The organism is Microvirga sp. RSM25, from assembly GCF_044784385.1.
GTDB classification, from domain to species: domain Bacteria; phylum Pseudomonadota; class Alphaproteobacteria; order Rhizobiales; family Beijerinckiaceae; genus Microvirga; species Microvirga tunisiensis.
Genome location: NZ_CP173039.1, coordinates 1,639,077 through 1,657,833, shown reverse-complemented (window position 1 = coordinate 1,657,833; position 18,757 = coordinate 1,639,077). Strand labels below are relative to the sequence as shown.

The 18,757-nt window shown below is 57.4% G+C and carries 8 protein-coding genes; 5 read left to right on the top strand and 3 right to left on the bottom strand.

The features are described from left to right. Positions 1–15: 15 nt before the first annotated feature. Positions 16–1,050 (bottom strand): IS630 family transposase, encoded by a 1,035-nt coding sequence (locus tag ACD578_RS07865; protein WP_404292134.1) that lies wholly within the window; start codon positions 1,048–1,050, stop codon positions 16–18. Between the two features lie 1,036 nt (positions 1,051–2,086). Here ACD578_RS07865 and ACD578_RS07860 point away from each other — a divergent pair. From ACD578_RS07860 to ACD578_RS07850, 3 genes are all read left to right on the top strand, one after another. Continuing rightward, positions 2,087–2,962, top strand: coding sequence for a bZIP transcription factor (locus ACD578_RS07860; RefSeq protein ID WP_404292133.1), 876 nt, complete (start codon positions 2,087–2,089; stop codon positions 2,960–2,962). Between the two features lie 314 nt (positions 2,963–3,276). Then, a complete protein-coding gene (locus ACD578_RS07855; RefSeq protein WP_404292132.1) occupies positions 3,277–4,599 on the top strand; it encodes a helix-turn-helix domain-containing protein in 1,323 nt (440 codons plus the stop codon). Positions 4,600–5,173: 574 nt separating this feature from the next. Next, positions 5,174–8,707, top strand: a complete 3,534-nt coding sequence (locus ACD578_RS07850; protein WP_404292131.1) for an AAA family ATPase — start codon at positions 5,174–5,176, stop codon at positions 8,705–8,707. Between the two features lie 280 nt (positions 8,708–8,987). Here the strand turns inward: ACD578_RS07850 and ACD578_RS07845 are convergent, their stop codons facing one another. Further along, the gene (locus ACD578_RS07845) at positions 8,988–11,729 is read right to left on the bottom strand and encodes a DEAD/DEAH box helicase (protein WP_404292130.1); all 2,742 of its coding nucleotides are present in this window, start codon (positions 11,727–11,729) and stop codon (positions 8,988–8,990) included. Beyond that, entirely contained in the window at positions 11,726–14,050 is a 2,325-nt protein-coding gene (locus ACD578_RS07840; RefSeq protein WP_404292129.1) for a dynamin family protein, read from the bottom strand. Before ACD578_RS07840 ends, ACD578_RS07845 begins: the two co-directional genes overlap by 4 nt. 544 nt (positions 14,051–14,594) lie before the next feature. On the opposite strand from ACD578_RS07840, the gene ACD578_RS07835 reads away from it, so the two are divergent. Beyond that, positions 14,595–18,113 (top strand): DUF3427 domain-containing protein, encoded by a 3,519-nt coding sequence (locus tag ACD578_RS07835; protein ID WP_404292128.1) that lies wholly within the window; start codon positions 14,595–14,597, stop codon positions 18,111–18,113. Positions 18,114–18,192: 79 nt separating this feature from the next. Then, on the top strand, positions 18,193–18,687 hold the full coding sequence (locus ACD578_RS07830) for a hypothetical protein (RefSeq protein ID WP_404292127.1): 495 nt from the start codon (positions 18,193–18,195) through the stop codon (positions 18,685–18,687). Positions 18,688–18,757: the final 70 nt, after the last annotated feature.

The following is an 18,757-nucleotide window of genomic DNA, read 5'->3' as shown; positions in this document are numbered from 1 at the left end:
TTGGGTGATCTTGAATTACGCGGCATAACGGAAAGATGGATGCCTGAAGTAGCTGCGGATCCGGTCGGGCAACTTGGCGAGCCGGCGCATGTGGCTGATGATGGCGCGCTTAAGTTCGGGCTTGCTGCGGGCCGGCGGCTTGCGCGTCACGGCGTGCTTCAGGTCGGCGTTCAGGCCCTCGTCCGGGTTGAGTTCTGGGCTGTAGGGAGGCAAGTGAAAGACCTCGATCTGCTCTGGGCGCTCAGCCAACCAGTCCTGCACCGCCCGGGCCCGATGGACCGGCAGGTTGTCCCAGATCAGAAACACCTTGCCGTTGGCATCCTCGATCAGCCGGCCGAGAAAGCGGATCAGGCTCGGGGCCGTGACGGCACCATTGAGCACCATCCAGCGCAGCTCGCCCTTGTTGGTCACAGCCGAGATCAGGCCCAGCCCCGCGCGCCTGTGGTTGGGGCGGACGACAGGGGTGCGGCCCCGCGGGGCGAAGCTGCGGCCGCGCACATCATCGGAGCGCAGGCCGGTCTCGTCCCCCCAGAAGATCGAGCCCTTCTCTCTTCTGGCTTGCGCCACGATGGCCGGATAGTCCTGCCGCAGCCAGTGCCGCACCGCCTTCGGCGACTGCTCGTAGGCCCGTCGGAGCGGCTTCTGGGCCGTGAAGCCCCAGCGCGCCAGGTAGGTGCTCATCGTGCGCACCGCCAGCCGGACCCCACAGTGGCGCTCGATCAGCATCCGCACCGCCGCCCGGCTCCATAGGGCGAAGGGCAGGCCGAGGTCGTCGGGCGTGTGCCGGCGGATCAGAGCGCGGACCTGCGCTTCCTGCTCGGCCTCGAGAAACCGTCCCGTGCCGGGCGCCGGGCCGCGCGGCCCGCTGGCCAGTCCGGCCAGACCCTGCTCGGCGAAGCGGCGGCAGATATCGAACACGCCGGTGCGGGTCAGGCCCACCTGGGCGGCGATGGCATCATACGTCAGACCGCTCTCGCGCAGGCCGATCACCTGCCGGCGGCGCTCCTCTTGCGCGGCTGCGGGCAGCTTGCGCATGTCAACATGTTTCATCCCGTCAAACTGGATCACCCAGCCGCAGATTTCAAGAGCACCCAAGCCGGATCAATAAATCAACTTTGGCTTGCATGTGGAGGTTGGAAGATTGCTACTCGTCATTCCGAACAGGTCCTGAAATGGAGTTGCTGACATCGAGGGTCCTCTCAAGCGTAAAAGATTGCCACCTTTCAAGCCCTTCTCGGAAGTCCTCCGATAGTTCGTAGTCGGTGAACATGGGGCCTGGCCCCCATGATGACGCATCGGATCGATCCAAACACCCAGCTTCGGCCGGAGTATAGACTGGTGACGATGGATAGCTGAGTTCAGTATGCTCTTGTTCACTGCCACCGGAACAGGTTGTGGAGGATTGTTGCCGTTGCTCAGCATCGTACTGCGGCTTCCGCTTATACTCCCTGTTCAACGCGCGCCCGCCGCCAGCAACTCCTTGATTGACGATGAAGTCCTCGACGACATTTCCCTCACCTGACGGAGGTGCAGGACTGGGATGAGAGTGAGGAAAAGCATTCGGTGACGAGAATGCTTCTTCGATTGCTTCGATAATCTTCCGGATCGATACGGCCTTAGCCTCTTGTGAGGCGAGTAGCGCAATACTGAAAGGAATAAGCCAGAAATATCGCATGTCGGTTCCGTCCGTTCAATCCGGGCAACCTCCCGGGCTTGCAGCGCCGCAACCCGAATGCGGGCGCAGCCCATCCTCTCAGCCGCTTAGATATGATGCCCGAGATGCCAACTTTCGTGAGTCTCCTATTAATAGATAACAATAGAAATTGTGGTTAGGCCGTTGGTCACTTGGACTAGGACCAAAGCCTGTACGCTGTGCCAGCATCCTTCATCAGTACTCATGATGGCAGGCGCATGTCTGTTCAGTTAGCCAAGTGGTGAATGCCGAACAGGTCTGGTTCTCACCCTTTAGAGCAGAAGCCGCTCGCCATAGTACCGCTATATTTAGTTCTTCCGTGTCCGGAGGTGGATTCCGCCAAGCAGTTGAAGAACCTTAAATGAGAAGGTCCGGGCAAATTGGAGGGCGCCTATGAATTTCTGGTGGGTCAATCAAAATCAAACATGGCAGCAGGAAATTGAGAATGGCTATCTCTGGTCGCCCAAGTCCAAGAGCAATGGCGCGTACAACCAGTTCTACGAGAACATGCGCCATGTGAAACCTGGTGACATTGTATTCTCATATTTTCGTCAGCAGATCAGCTTCATCGGCATTGTTCAGCAAGAAGCGGTGACTGCCGCTAAACCGTCTGAGTTTGGCAACGCGGGTTCGAACTGGAATACGGAAGGCTGGCTTGTTCCCGTTGAGTGGCATCACTCTCCGATCAGCCTTTACCCTGCCAACTATATTGATGAGCTCCGACCGACGTTACCTGACAAGTATTCTCCTCTCCAAAGACGTACGGGTAATGGCCTCCAATGCGTCTATTTAGCTGAAGTGCCTCCTGAAATGGCGAAAGTGCTCCTCGCGCATCTTGGCGAGTTGGGACAGCAGATTCTGGACCCTTCGAACGCCCAAAACACCGAGGACGAGCTGGACATTTCCGCAGAGGAAATGACACTTTTGGATGATTTTGACCTCACAGAGGACGAAAACTCCAGTCTGGATCAGGAGCTTCTAGCGAGAAGTGACACTAGTCCAGAGGAATCCTTTGCAGCGTCTCTAAGCCAGAGTAGCGCAGTTCGGGTGGAGGAGCCGGTCATTCGACTCAGTGAATACCATGCAGAGCGCATAGAACAGCTCGAGCAAATCAATGAGCTGGAGCGGGCCAACGAGCATTTGCGCCGCCGTATCGAGGATTTACTGCGCGAAAACCAGGTGCTCCGGCAGCAGGCATCGGCTAAAGCCGATATCATTCCACAGCTACGTGGCAGCCTCATGAATTTCTGGCGCAGAGTCTCAGGTTAAGAGCCTCGCCTGAGGCGAGGCGTTCCATATGCTGAGACGTCAAGGTCAACAAAGATTTCTGGTGCTGTGCAAAAGGGAGGCAGTGTCAGTTCAGGCCCTTAACCTCCCCCTATATGGCATCTCTTGCCCGCCGCCAGGGACGCTAATCCGCGAATCTTCTGAAATGAGCTCCTGCTTAGAAACCTTTCTGAGCGTTTATGTCAGACTGCGCTCTCAGAAGGCACAATCTTAACTGCTGCAATTTGTTGAACCGGGCTGAAACGGCAATAGTTTCAATTCGCTGGCTCTAGGTCTTAGTTTGAGGATAAGAGGGAATGGCTGCAAAGTTGGATATCGACGTCCACGATATAGACTTGGTCGAAATTGATGAACGTTTCGCGCTTGAGTTCGATGGTCGCAGGATCATGACGGCTGATGGAAAGCACGAGTTAACGCATCCAGCACCTTCCCTTCTCAAGCATATCAGATCAGAATACGGAGCTCGCGGGCGAGTTTTACTCGAATCCAATGGAAGCCTGTCACCTCTTTTCTTCAGTTCATATACAATTTATTCTGATCAGCAGAACTTCACGGCGATCGGGAGCTGGGTTCGACAGCATCTTTCTACAATTCTCAGGCAAGATGCGAGCCTCCGCCTTGCGGCTGATCCCAAATCGGCGATGGCTCAGATAAGCCGCCTTGAGCCTCTTCACGCTTGGCTACACGACACCCTCGGGAAGGAGCGCTTCGCGCTGCTCCGCCGCGCCGCCGAATCGGCTGAGTTCGAGGCAAACGAAAGGCTCGTCGACGAGTTTATCGATAACGAAGCGCTGAAGGACATCAACCCAGGTTTCGTCTCAGCCGAGGAGTTTGCGGAATCGGATCTAGTGCGAATGGTAGAAGACTTGTTCTTTGGGATGGAGCTCGAAAGGCAATCTGCCTGCTTTGGGCTGTTCGGGATAACCGGAAACCAGAGCCTTCTGGCTCCCCTTGGGTTGATGTTGGGGAAGCTAACGCCGAACGAGTACGCACAATCCATCATGGGTGCCCTGCAGCTCGTCGATGGAGTCCAGATTGATGTTGCCAAAGAGGAATTTGCAGAGGAACTTCAGCAGCACGTAACCTTTGCCCGGGCCGCCGACGAGTATGTCAACTCCTATCGCAAGGGGCTGCCTAGCCAAGCAGTCCGTGACATCATTGCACGCGGCGAGGGAGCCCAGATTGAGTTCAAATCGACCATTCGGCGCAACCTGAACACCGGCAAGAACGACGATGTGATTGTGCATGCGTGGGTAAAGACACTTGCAGCTTTCATGAACACCGAGGGCGGGAACTTGCTGATTGGTGTCTCTGATAATGGCACCGTGGTCGGGCTTGACCAGGACGAGTTCCGTAACATCGACAAGGCGGGGCTCTTTATCACTGATATACTTAAAACCAGCCTCGGCGCTGCCGCACTCACGAACCTTCGAACCAACTTCGTTGAGGTATCCAATCGGACGATCTGCTGGATCGAGTGCAGGCAAAGTGACACGCCTGTTTTCTGCAAAAGCAAGGGACAAGACGAGGACTTCTTCATCCGCCTTGGGCCGAGCACTGCAGCCCTTGGACCCAGAGATTTGCTGAGCTACCAGAAAAAGCGGTTCGGTCCGGCCTGAACGGCTCTCAAGCCATGTGTAGCAGGGCCAGTTGCCGTGCCAATGCGGTCGTCGCTGCAGATGATTTCAGGTCAGACGTCAAGAACCTTGGGCCCGCGAGTCCTGGCTTTGCTAACGAGCCGTCTCGGAGACGACGCGCTCCCTCACGTCGCTCTAGAGGCAGAAAGATAACAGTGGAAGGAAACCCGTAACACCCCATATCAGTTCGAAATCCCGAATGTCCTTTTTGTGTGACTTAACGAAACCCGGTCAAGCTGAACTCCACTTGAGTACAACTTGCCTAAAAACTCGGGACAACCGAGACTGATAGGTGAAGGCCGAAGTGTCTGGGGGATAGAGGATGATTCAGGGGGCAAGACGGCTGGCACGCCAGCACGTCACGATACGTGTGCCGTGGCATGATTCTGGGTGGAGTGGCCGTGTTTGTGCGGCACCGAGTGCGAATACGTCGTGTTTGATTTTAGCTCGTATTGCGAAGAACAAACGGCCCGACCAGGACGATATCCGGGAGCGCCTATTCGATGAGTTGATGCCAGCAGAGCGCCCCCCGTGCGTCGATGAGCGGGTGACCTTTATGTCGGATCACGACCTCATCCTGCGCAAGCAGCATCCCTACAAGGCGCTGAGCCCGGATACGCATGGCCACTTTGCAGAAACGACGCTGCGCCTGGAGGCCTTTGCTGCGGCTTGCATCCCGTTCGGCTGGATGCTTCGCCGCGAGATCGAGGGTGACGATCATGCAGGCCTTAAGGGCAAGGCGGAGACACTCCGGCTTGGCTATGACCCAGAACGAGAGCCTGAGCTCGCCTTTGGTACGAGTTGGATTCAGGACCGGCACAATCAGCTCGTCATGCTCGATACGTTCTTCGGTGCCCTAAAGCCGAAGGATTCTCTGTGCTTCTTCTACGCCAAACGCACACCGCTCTCGGAGAACAGCCGGCGGGTGATCGTCGGCGTTGGTCGGGTCACTGGGATCGGTCCGTCAATCGACTACGCCTATGATCGTCCTGGTCCGCTTGAGGGCGTACTTTGGGAGCGCTCTGTGCGGCACTCCATAAGGCCGAACGGTACCGACGGTTTCCTCATGCCGTACCACGAGTTGCTGAATGCGGCGACATCCGACCCCTCCCTCGACTTGGAAGCCTGCACGGCCTTCGCTCCCGACGATCAATTCGACGCATACTCCTACGCCTCCGAGCATCTCGATGATGATCAGGCAATCGCGTCACTGCTCGCATGTGCAGCCGCGCTTAAGGCGGCGGCCGAGCGCGCGGATGTCGACGTTGGAAAGGCACTCCGATGGATCGACCAAGAACTTGCGCGTCTATGGATTGCAAGAGGGGCTCACCCGGGACTTGGTAGTGCACTCTCGGCCTTCGGCCTCGAACACGGCATCCTGCTCGCGCACGAGATCGTGCGTGCTGGGGCCAAAGATGGCATTGTGTTCGATGCGTTTAGCTTTATCGATGCCTTCGCATCGGACCCCAAGCTTTTCCCGGAGGCTGAGGTACTTGGTTTTGGTAAGGGCTTTCGAGAGAAGTGGTCAGCGCTTCCGAAGCAGCGGAGAGCGCTGCTCGAGCTTGTCGCTCGCTGCAGTCTCAGCCCCGAGCAGGCCGAACGTACCTATCAATCGAGCGTCCGCTCGTTCTTGCCCGTGACGACCGATGACGAGCTTCTCGCCAATCCATACCTAATGTTTGAACGTGACGAGGCGGCCGCGGAGCGCATCTCATTCGGCACAGTCGACCGTGGGGTCTTTCCGACCGAAGCAATTCGCCAAACCTGCCCGTTGCCAGAGCCGAGTGCGATGGATGATGCAATCGACAAGCGACGCGTTCGCGCTTTGATGATGGACCTTTTAGAGAAGGCTGTGACAGACTCAGGTCACACGCTCTTGCCCCGGAGTTGGATCGTGCAGCGCGCGCTTACAGCACCGCTTGATCCGAAATGTGCAGTCGATGAGGACGTGATTGCCATCAATGAAGGCTATCTCACGGATGGTCTCACCCGGGCGAAGACAGCTGCGGGAGAGCCTGCTTTTAAGCTCACCCGCTACGCCGCGGCTAAGAAGGAGATCACGAATGCCGTAATCAGGCGCGTGGGCGGGAAGCGGCATGAACTAGCGCATGATTGGCGCGCACTTGTCGACAAGGAACTCGGCACCGTTGCGGGATCGAGCACAGATGATATCACTGACGAGGAGCGCGCACGCACGGAGAAATCGGCCGCGCTGGAGCAGATCGCCTGCGGGCGCTTCTCGGTGCTGGTAGGTCCGGCCGGCTCGGGCAAGACTACCCTCCTCAAAATTCTTTGCGATCTGCCAGAGGTCAGCTCGCGCGTCCTTCTGCTCGCACCGACCGGAAAGGCTCGTGTGCGCCTTGAGGAAGCAACAAAACGGCTTGGGCAAGGCAAGACGCTGGCGCAGTTCCTTCAAGGGTTGCAACGCTATGACGGCGGAAGTGGCCGCTATTTTTGCAATTCAGCTGCGCCACGTGAAAAGTCATACCGCACAGTCATTGTCGACGAATGCTCGATGTTAACTGAGGACCAATTGGCGGCGCTTCTCGATGCGATCGAGGGCGTCGAGCGCCTCGTGCTTGTCGGTGATCCTCGCCAGCTGCCGCCAATTGGTGCGGGTAGACCATTCGTGGACATCTGCCGCCAGCTGGCGCCTCCCGAGCAGCCCCCGCTCTTTCCCCGCCTTGCCAAAGGCTATGCTGAGTTGACGGTCATCGGTCGGCAGCGCGGCGGCAGCCGTGGCGATGTCTTACTTGCGCGTCAGTTCAGCGGCGAACCCCTCGACGCAGGCGCGGATGAGGTCTGGGATGCGCTGCACGCCGGCACGCTTGAGCACGTACGCTCAGTTCGATGGAGTGGACCAAACGTTATCCATAACCTCCTGGCGGCGGAGCTTGTCTCGGGACTAAAGCTCTCTGGCCCTACAGATGAGGACGGCTTCGCCCGGTCCATCGGTGGCAGCGACTACGAGGGCCGCGTGTTTTTCTGGGCGGCTCGCGGCGTCGGCAGCGATGGAGGCGCCGCCGCGAAGTCTCACAACTGGCAAATTTTGTCACCGGTACGAGCTGGTTTAGCTGGCGTGGATGCAGTCAACCTCGCTGTCCAGACGCGTTTTCGTGCGGGCACAAAGGCGTATGCTGAGACTAATCGGTGGGCCAAAATTCCAAAGCCCGCGGGCCCTCAAGGGCTGCTCTGGGGGGACAAGGTGATCAACGTTCGCAACAATGGTCGCCGTCGAACTTATCCCACGCAGCAAGGAGCCTATGTTGCAAATGGCGACATTGGCGTCGTCGTCGGTGGGTATAAGCGTGGCAATATGAAGAAGCGGCCGCGCGAAATTGAGGTTGAGTTCAACAGCCAGCCTGGTGTCGCATTCAAATATCCAGGTTGGGAATTCAGCGGAGATGACGGGTCTCCTGACCTCGAACTGGCCTACGCACTGACGGTTCACAAGACGCAAGGCAGCCAATTCGGCCAAACCTTTTTAATCGTGCCTAAGCATTGTCGGCCCCTTACCCGCGAGCTCCTCTACACGGCCCTGACCCGGCATCAAGATCGTATTGTCATCCTGCACGAAGATGAGGTGGGCGCGCTTCGACGCTATGCTGAACCCGCTGCTTCAGAAATCGCCCGACGGATGACGGACCTCTTCACGGAGCCAGCACCGATCGAGGTCGTAACGACGACAGGTCTTACTTTCCTTGATAAGCAGTTGCTGCACCGCACGAGCCGCAACGAGTTGGTGCGCTCAAAGGCCGAACTCGCGATCGCTGAGAAACTAATCGCAATGGGCGTGGGGTACGTCTACGAGCAGCCGCTTGAGCTCGGCGGGCGAACACGGTGGCCCGATTTTACGATTGAGGACGATGCAAGCGGAATAACGTATTACTGGGAGCATCTCGGGCTCCTATCCGATCCGGTCTATGCCAAGCGTTGGGAGGTAAAGAGGAAGGCCTATCTCGAGGCTGGCGTAAAACCTGTCGACGAGGCAAATGGAGCTGACCGCATATTGATTGAGACAAAAGAAGTCGAGGGCACCGGCCTTGATATGTTAGAGGTCGAGCGACTGGCGCGGATTGTGCTGGGCTAATTGCGGCCCAGAACCACTGGCCGTCAGAGTCGTTCGTCCGCGCAGCACTAGTTTCGACGAGGAGAAGGAACTCATCCCCTCCTCGTCACACGAGCCGGCGACAAGCGCCTTTTCTAGGCGTTGGACCAAATGGTTTGGGAAGTTACCTACGCTGCGGCTAGACAGCGGATGGCATTGGCGTGGTAATTAAGTTACCGTTAACGCGGTCTAACTTCGCTCTCCCGACAAGGGCCGTTACGGCTTGTGTTTGGTTCGAATGCGAAAGGCGCAAAGACCCAGCTCAGACGACTACAACTGTCGCGATGGGCCAAGCTACATGACGCACGCGTGCATTGAAGTCGTCTTCCGTCGGACGGCGTAGTGCCGAGGCGAAACTTGCCTCGGCAGCCACGAGTAAGGGCTCCAGTCCTGTCGGTTGTGGCTCCTTGATCCGAGCGGCATCGAAAAGCCTCCGTACAAGGCTTGCGGCCTCTCGGCTGGAGAGCTCTCTTGGATTGCTATTCGAATTTGTTATACAATAGCAGTGAAACGACAGGCGTTCCTCAGTAGGCCGTTCGTCACCGAAACGAAGACTCTGACGCAAGAAGTACACAAGTCCGAACGGCTGGTTTGGCACTTCGGAAGGAAGTCTCGAAGGGCGCGTCAGGTAGGCTGCTCCGCAGGGTCGATCCGGGAAGAATGCACGCCGGATCGCGTTCGAGACCTCCGGGATATTGAGACCAAGCTGAAGGATCGGCTCACCATTCACCGCTTCCGGCTTGATCCCGCCCACGTCACCGCAGGCATACAGGGCGCCATCGAAGCGAATTGTCGGGAGCGTCTCGTCAACCGTTACTATCTCATCCTCGTCAAACGTGAATGAGGTTCGCGTCGTATTAGGACCTGCTTCTGCTCCACAGTGCTTGATAAGAAACTGGCCCAGGTCCGCCCATGCTGCCTCGCCTCCGCTAAGCGACTGAATTTGCTCAGCATTGGTGCGATAGGCATCGTCGAAAGCCCGCCAAGCTTCGTAGCCTTTGCTGACGAGCTGGCCAAGTTCGTTAGAGGCTGATGCACTCATCTGTCCTATTGGGGTGTGACTTAACAGCTCTTCGAGCTCCTTGGGCGCAACCAGCGACATGACTCGACTAAACAGAAGCTCGAACTGCTCAGGATCGAGTTGCCTCGTGATCAGACGCAACTTCTCTCGCGCAGCGCGATACATCTGAACTTCGCGGCTGCCCGCGGCGACCACTGTATCAACAATCACCGTTCGGCGGGAACCAAACCGATGCACACGGCCAATCCGTTGCTCGAGCTCCATCGGGTTCCAAGGCACGTCAAGGTGGATCAATCTCCTCGCCCGCTGCATGTTCAACCCCTCGCCACCCGCGCGGGATGAGACGAGAAAGCGGCGGCCGCCGTCGGCCTGGAAGGCCGCAACTTGAGAGCGGCGCTCCTCTTCCGACTGGTTGCCGATGATCACACTTGGCTTCTGGCCATACCGCTGCTCCAGAAAGGCGGCCACCACCGCTACCGTCTCGACAGGCTGAGCAAAAAAGACAATCCGCTCATCCTCGGCAGCATCGATGAGTGGCACAAGTGCGTCCCATTTCGCATTTGCTGCAGGCGTTTGGAGCAATGCAACTCCATCACGCAAAAGTGCTTCAAGAGCCTGGGGATCGGGCCTCCATTCTTCCTCCTCAACGTCTTCGTCGTCCCCGAGGACGTCTTCGTGCAGCACCTGAGCGCCCACTTGCTTCTGAAGTCGGGCAAAAAGGGCGTCCAATGGTTCGTCCGGCTTACCCCCACGATAGGGACGAAGAGCGGCGATCGCTTCGCGCAAGCGCTCGTTCTTGAGCGTCCATCCAAGCCGCCGCATGGCGAGCCGAACCAGGTAACCCAGGCCTGCCTGGACGCTAGACGCCGCCCATTGAAGCGCTTGACCTTTGGCCCATGCGCTCGCCCTGCCGCGAGCTCCATCTGCGAAAGATCCCTCGTAGAGCAGCCCAACGTTCTCATACCAACGTTCGTACCCCGCTCCCAACTGAACGACGACTGGGGACCTTACGTCGCGGCCCGGGAACAATGGTTGCCCCTTCCAGTCTCGCACCCGATCCTTCGTGCGGAAGATTACGCGACCAGCAGATGACTCGAGGCTTTGGCCGTCATCGTTCAGGAGCCGGAGAATGTTTCGGAACCGCGCCTCGCTCCCCTGATGGGGAGTGCCACTCATTAGGATCAGGCGGCCATTCGTCGGAAGGCTTCGGACCAGCTGGCTGACGAGACGAAATGACCGATTGGGTTTGCCACCATCCCAACCCCAATCGGACAGATGGTGACATTCGTCGACAACAATGACGTCCCACGGACCACTCTCGACAACCTTCTGCAAATTGTCGCCGAATACGGCTTTGTGGATGCTGGCAACGACGAGCCGATCGTCACTAAGGCGCGCATCGGCAGCACTCCCCGCAACCCAGCACCGCGCATCGAGATTGAGTTTGTCCCTAAACTCGAATGCAACATTGCTCACCAATCGGGCCGGCGCGAGGTACAGAACGCGCAGGTGACCACCACCCTCGCTCACCCGCTTAACAATGAGCCCAGCTTCGATGGTCTTTCCCAAGCCAACTTCGTCGGCGATCAGCACTTTGCGCAGGCTAGGGTTCTCGAGCACATGCTGCACAAGGCTCAGCTGATGCATAAGTGTAGCCGCGGATTGTGCATCCAGTCGCCTTTGTGGATCCTCTCCCACAAGGAAGGCAGCAAGCACCCGCGCCATAGTCCTCTGGCTCACGCCAAGCCAGCTCTCGCCATGCGGTAACCCCTGCAGCAATTCAGAAGGAGATGGCACGGGTTCCACGCGCCGGACGTCGACGCCGGATTCGACTAACGGCGTTGAGGCACGTGCCGAAAGGAGACGGCGCGGTGCTGCCGCGAGGTCGTATGTCTCAAATCCGAAGTCCTGAACGGAGCGGATGACGGCACGTAGCTGTCCATTGTATGAGACGACGACAGCGCTCGCCGGAACAGTGGTCATTGCGTGACGCTCTGCTCAAGCCCGGGCGTGCTGTTAAGCAGGCTGGCTATTGTCTTGATCATCTCATCCTGCTTTTCCGCATCTTCGCGGGTCACCCGGTCTGAGTGTCGTCGCACGATGAGGTCGGCCGTCTCCTGAAGAGGGTCACCCCAAGTTTCGAACGCACTGCGAACGTCAGCGCGAACTGAGGAGAAGTTCTCCTGCAAAATCTTAGTCGCGGGGTCTTGTGCGGCCTTTGTAGCGCGCCTGGCGAGCTCCTGGAACAAACCCAGAATCCGAAACTTCACACCGGCTCCGCTGTCATTGCCGTCTCTTACAAACTTTTCACATGCTGTGCGGATTGGCCTTTCGATGGCGTCATAAAGCGTTTGCTTCACGACCTTTCTAAGATCAGTCACGGCCTCTTTTCCGACGTCCTGCATCTGTGCGGCACGTCGCGCAATCCTCTTACGCTGATTGCTCAAAAGCTGCACCGTAGTGGTTTCAGTCCGTTCCTGAGCCCAAATACAAATCTCCTCAACGAGAGCCTGCTGATCTTTTGCAAACTGCTCAGTCCGAACCTTCACATCCTTTAGAAGTTTCTGACCCCAGACCGCTGCCATTGGCTCCTGGAACTTACTCGCAATGTCATCTGGAAGGTTGATCGCACGGCTTCCGTAAAATGCACCACCTCTGCGTACGGCCGCTCGCAATGTCGCCCAGTGTGCATGCTGAAGGCTCGACAGGTAGGTTGCTACCTCCTCCTCCGCTACTTCGCGCGCCTCGAGAACCAACTCTCGAACGCGGGTCTGAGCCGTCCCCTCCAGAAATTCCCGAAATGCACCGACCCGGAGGTCGCGCTCCTTCCTTTTGGGCGCAAGAACACCCTCCAGCTCGCGTTCGAGTTTTTCGGCTTCGTCTGCTGCCCTCGTTTGTTCACGCCACAGGCCATCCAGTCGCATAAGCTCGCCGACAACACCTTGGCGGAATCGATCGGACACTTCGATGATGCCATTGCGACGGTTGGCCCGTTCGGCGGCAGCGAGTGCTACCAGTCTCTCTGTCAGGCCAGGAACTCCGGTATCACCTTCAGCCCGAAGGAATGGGCGGTCCTCCTCGTCATCGAGAAGAAGCTTGCGGTATTCGGGCGCCGAAACTGGATGAACCTCCAGTGTGTTCAAGATTTGGTCACGGGCTGTGGCTCGAGCCGTGCTCACCGCCTCGTTGCCTGTGCTGCCGATCATTCCGAGTTGGTCAGCAATTTGGCGGCGCATGCGGGGTTTGAATTCGTCGACCAAAGCGGCGTACACCTCGCGCTTTCTCGGCTTCGGCTTGTCCGGCTGGTCTGGCGCATTGCGCCATTCTTCGCTTGCAACATCGTCAACTTTGGTGACTGCGATGATCAAATTACAGGGATCACTTTCAGGATCATCGGCTGCACCAACGAGACGGTCCCAATACCCACTTGTACGGAGGAGCTCGACAGTTTCTGAAGTTGGTCCGGCACGGTCGACCACCAAAACGACCGCCCTCGCCTTTTCTCGAATATACTCCTTCGTCACGCGACGATACGCGTCCTGGGCAATACCAACGCCTGGTAGATCAACCAGCTTGATCCCCGCCCGCATTAAATCGGAAGGCCAGCCTACCGTGATTTTGCTGATCAGGGGCGCGAGAAAGCCGGCTGCATGATCCCTTAAGTCCCGAGAGAATTCATGGCGGTCTCCTTCGCTCTGACGCTTGTAAGCCTCGCCGGCATCGGCCAGCTGGAGAGCTCTTTCGACCCTTTGTATCCGCTCAAGGTCAGCAGCCTCAACAGGGGTATCCCAGTTGGGCTTCTGACCACACGCGAGGCGTAGGCAGTTTATCAGGTACGTGGGAGATCGTTGGGCAAACTGATCTCCGGCGATGATCTGCATCGCCTGCTTTGAGTAAATACTTATAGTGGACTCTGCTCCGGAGGCCTCCGTGTCACCAGCTTCCTCGACCAGCTCGTCTCGGGTGATCTCGTCGAGTTCACCGAGGGGAACCGCGTTCGAAGACGGGTTGGTAGAGCCTACAGCGCGCTCGTGAGCTCGTTCGAGGGCGAAGACCATGTTCCAGAGGTGCTTGCGCTTATGGTAATGGACGGTGAACGACGGAGTCTCACTGAATTGAACCTCAGTGGCTTGCGCGGTCAGAGGACCAATCCCACCGGCCGGCAGTACCTGATCGCGTCCAGCGGCTACAGCATTAAGAAGCGTGGACTTGCCGATCCCGGAGTGACCGAGAAAGCAGACAGTCACTTGCTCAGGGCGCGCTAGAAGGCGCGCGAGGCGATCGGCGTCGTTGTCAAGCGCCACCAGGTGGTCAGGTGCGGTTTGCTCTAGGAATGGTCTTGCTGTTGTCTGATACCAGCCAAGGAGTGCATGGCCTTGGCTCGAAAAGTCGTGCTTTGCGTCCGTCCCAAAGCGGTCCGGACCACCTGCCCCATCCATTATCAACGTGCCCCAAAGTTACCACAAGGTTAACTCTGCATCGCGTACTGGGAAAAGCAAGAGGTGTACCACCGCTTAGCCCCATCAATGCGCGTCATTGAGGGCCGACTAAAGTATAATTCTGTTCTGCAATAAGCTGTTGGAAGAAGAGGTCTATGCACGTTCGAGGTAGCTATGTTGGGAACATGAATCTGACGCAACAGCAGAGTGCGCGACACTGGTCGTTCGTTTTGTACCACCCGCACCCAAAGCCCGCCCGATTACGTTCAAGCAACTCCCCAAGACATTCTAAATGGGCACCACATTTCCACGACTAGCCCGAGCTGCTCCACCTAGTTCGGAGGTTGCGCATCCTTGCTCAGCCGTACACAGGTCCCCTTAACTCGGCGAAAGTACCGTTTGACGCCCTATGTCCAACACATGTCCCTTCTGCACTGTTGAGCTTAGCCGCATTGCCTTCTCCGATGAACACGTTGTTGCACTCTGGGACGCCTTCCCGGTCTCACCCGGACACCTCCTCATTGTTTCTCGGAGGCACGCTGCCACGTGGGACGATCTTGACGATGCCGAGAAGAAGGCTGTCTGGCAGTCCGTCGATATAGGGATTGAAGCCATAAAGCGCCTCCACGCGCCGGACGGGTACAATGTTGGTTTCAATTATGGGAAGGCCGCCGGGCAAACCGTCTTCCATTTTCACCTTCATGTCATTCCCCGCTACACAGGCGATGTCTCTGATCCTCGTGGCGGTGTCCGTCACGTCATCCCGAGCAAAGCAAACTATCTCTTACCCCAAGCACCTTCGCGGCCGGAGCAGCAACGGCTCGTAACGGGTGGGACTGACCACTTTCTTCCACACCTCCTTGTCCACATGGACCAGTCTACAGCCTGCGATATTGCCGTGGCTTTCCTTCTCGACAGCGGCGCGAGGCTTATCGTCGAGCACTTGAAAGATTTCTTGGCGCGCGGCGGTCGAGCTCGGATTCTAATTGGCGACTACCTCGATGTGACAGAGCCTATCGCGCTTCGTCGTTTAGCCGACCTCGAGGGCAATCTTTCACTCCGCGTCTACGAGACCCACTCCAGAGGTTTTCACCTCAAAACCTACATCTTCCTGACCGGCACCGGAGGCGTCGCGTTTGTCGGTAGCTCCAATCTCTCGGAATCCGCCCTGACCACCTCGATCGAATGGAATTACAAGGTTGTCTCAAGCCATGACACGGGCGGGTTCTCTGAAATTCATAACGGATTCGACGAGTTGTTTGATGGTGACGCGTCCGTCCCGGTAACTCCAGACTGGATTGATCTGTACGAAGAACGTCGTGGCATCCCGGACCTTCGGGAGGCGGGGGTTACCTATGAGTCCCCTCTCCCCGCTCCCGAACCTCACGCCATCCAGCGGGAAGCCCTTACGGCTTTGGAACAGACTCGCGAGGATGGTTTCACGGCCGGCTTGGTCGTCCTGGCCACAGGGTTAGGCAAAACCTGGCTTGCTGCGTTTGACAGCCATCGGACTGAGTTTCAGCGCGTCTTGTTCGTGGCCCATCGCGAGGAGATTCTGAATCAAGCCGCAGAGACATTCCGACGAGTTCGCCCGAACGCGCGAATTGGACGCCTTTCTGGCGATCAGCACGACATCAAAGCTGATCTTCTATTCGCGTCGATCCAGACGCTGGGTCGCATGAATCATCTCTCGCGGTTTCGGCCACAAGACTTCGACTACATCGTCATCGACGAGTTCCACCACGCTGCAGCGAGCACATATCGTCGCGTGATTGACCACTTCCAACCGAAGTTTCTCCTTGGTCTCACTGCCACGCCGGAACGAACCGACGGTGGCGACCTTCTGGGGCTCTGTCAGGAGAATCTCGTCTTCCAGGCGGGCGTCCATGATGGAATCGAGGGAGACCACCTCTGCCCATTTCGTTATTTCGGTGTTCCAGACGATGTGGATTACCGCAACATCCCGTGGCGGAATGCCCAATTTGATTTGACTGAGCTGACTGCCGCGGTTGCAACAGAGGCTCGCGCGAGGAATGCCTTGGAGCAATTCCAGAAGCTCGGCGGCAAACGGTGCATTGCCTTCTGCTGCTCACAAACCCATGCCGACTTCATGGCGGAGTTTTTCGACCAAGAAGGAATTCGGGCTGCCGCGGTTCACTCTGGTCCCAAATCCGCGCCCCGCGCAACGTCGCTCAGCCAACTCGAGGCTGGCGAACTTGACGTCATCTTTGCTGTCGACATGTTCAACGAGGGAGTGGATGTGCCGAGCATCGACACCGTGCTGATGCTACGCCCGACTGAGTCCACCATCATCTGGATGCAGCAGCTCGGGCGTGGACTCCGCAAGTCTGCCGGGAAGGATCGCCTGACCGTCATCGACTACATCGGCAATCACCGCGCCTTTCTGATGAAACTTAGAGCGATTGCGGCGCTCGCGAACCGAGATGCCGAAACAAGTGGTCGTCTCAGAGAGGTGCTTGACGAGTTGGTCTCCGACAGCATCAGCCTGCCGCTGGGTTGCGAGGTGACTTACGATCTTGCGGCAGTCGAAATCCTCAGGCATCTCCTCAAGCCAACCGGAACCGAGAATGCTCTCGAGTCCTTCTACCGTGACTTTGAGGAACGCCACGGAATTCGCCCAACCGCCGTCGAAGCGCTCCACGCGGGTCTGAGCCCACGTAGTAACAGCGAAAGGTCATGGCTCGGGTTTGTCGATCGTATGCGGGGCTTGGATGAAGCCGAGCACGAGGCTTGGGCGACACACAAGGACTTCCTGGCAAGTATCGAAAAGACGGAAGCAACACGAAGCTACAAGATCGTCCTGTTATTGGCTCTTCTTGATGGTGATGACCTATTGGTTCGCTCCTCACTGGATGATCTCACCCAGCGCGTCTCAACCATTGCATCCCGTATGCACAAGCTCCAGCAGGACTTCTCGGTCGACCTGTCTGACCAGAAAGCGCTTAAAAACCTCCTGCTCAAGAACCCAATCGACGCCTTCTTGAAGGCCAAAGGAACTCGCGATGTTTCCTACTTTAGTCTGAGTGGAGACCAGTTCGGGCTGAGTTTCAATGTTTCAGACCCTCCCGCACTCGGGCGCCTCCTTCGCGAAATTCTTGATTGGCGTCTGGCGCGGTATCTCTCCCGTGAGAGCAGCTTGCCTACCGAGGTCATCTGCCGCGTGACCCGGAATCCCGGAGGACGCCCGATTCTGTTCCTGCCCGCGAAATCTGGTCCGCGTCCGTTGGAAGAGGGTCCATTGCCCGTCTCTGTTGATGGTCACCCCATGGTCGCGACGGTCGCCAAAATCGCAATAAACGTTGTACATTCAGGTGACAACGAGACCAACCAGCTTCCGGCAATCCTGCACCGGTGGTTTGGCGGCGAGGTTGGGCAACCCGGACGCAGCGATCGGGTTCGATTGCATCAACGTGACGACAGTTGGATAATGGAGCCGATGGGAGCCGCTTCCCAGGCCGGACAAGGGCTCAAGCTGTGGGAGCGATACTCGCGCGAAGCCATTCCCCCAGCCTTCGGCCTCACGTTTGATCAAGCGACATGGAACGCCGGCTTTGTGCCCAAGCCTCCCCATGTCTTCCTGCTGGTGACGCTCGAGAAGGACGGGATGATGGACGAGCATCAGTACGCCGATCGCTTTGTCTCCGAGGTCGAGTTCTCCTGGCAAAGCCAGAATCGGACGACGCAAGCGTCAAAACATGGTCAGATGATCCAGAACCACAAAGCCACGGGCCTGCACGTGCATTTGCTGGTGCGGCGAACGAAGAAAACCGGATCGAAGCCGACGCCCTTCACGTATTGTGGCGAGGTGGACTTTGTATCGTCGACTGGCAATCAACCGATAACGGTCGTGTGGCGGCTTCGTGAGGCTATCCCGCCATCACTTCTAAATGCCCTTGCTCCCAAATAGCTTGGTTCCAAGTGACTGAAGGCGTGACTCGCAGACCGATGCGGATTGATCACTGGAACGCCGTACGGGAGGAATGTCTATGGCCGAGACCCGCAAGCGAACAATGAAGCGCAGCCAAAGGCCGAACCAAGCAGTTCAATCAAACGTCTATTATGTCGCTGAAATTGTGAAATGGAGCTGGGGCGCTTCGTTTGGCTTATGGGAGGAGCCCGGTAAGGTAGGAAAGTCATATCATGGCATTCGTCACCTCAAACTGTGCGGGCGTTTTGTTCAGCCTTCTCAGCTTTCGGAAACTGAGGTCCAATTCACGTTCGTCCCTGACGAACGCCTCAACCGCGAAAATCAAGCTTTGGCTCAACTCAGTAGCATCGGCCGCTTATCTCTGCGAGCGGAGGCCATTGGATTGGTGTCGATACCAGCTGACGTCCTCCCATGCCTCTTGACGATGCTGTGCGCCAATCAGTTCAAATTCCTCGTATTGAGAGGCACGCCACCTCGAAACCACCAAGTGAACCTCCACTTCCTCTCATTCGAGATGCAGATCAACAGCGAAGATTTTGCGGATACAAACTAAGTTCAAGTCTTTGAGGTGCTGTCTCTCCTGGGCTTTCCATGGTGGGGAATGGGTGCGACCGAACCGGGTG

Excerpts from the sequence above, each read along its gene's own strand:
- ACD578_RS07865 (WP_404292134.1), bottom strand. The coding sequence starts at position 1,050 with ATGAAACATGTTGACATGCGCAAGCTGCCCGCAGCCGCGCAAGAGGAG.
- ACD578_RS07860 (WP_404292133.1), top strand. The coding sequence starts at position 2,087 with ATGAATTTCTGGTGGGTCAATCAAAATCAAACATGGCAGCAGGAAATT.
- ACD578_RS07855 (WP_404292132.1), top strand. The coding sequence starts at position 3,277 with ATGGCTGCAAAGTTGGATATCGACGTCCACGATATAGACTTGGTCGAA.
- ACD578_RS07850 (WP_404292131.1), top strand. The coding sequence starts at position 5,174 with ATGTCGGATCACGACCTCATCCTGCGCAAGCAGCATCCCTACAAGGCG.
- ACD578_RS07845 (WP_404292130.1), bottom strand. The coding sequence starts at position 11,729 with ATGACCACTGTTCCGGCGAGCGCTGTCGTCGTCTCATACAATGGACAG.
- ACD578_RS07835 (WP_404292128.1), top strand. The coding sequence starts at position 14,595 with ATGTCCAACACATGTCCCTTCTGCACTGTTGAGCTTAGCCGCATTGCC.
- ACD578_RS07830 (WP_404292127.1), top strand. The coding sequence starts at position 18,193 with ATGGCCGAGACCCGCAAGCGAACAATGAAGCGCAGCCAAAGGCCGAAC.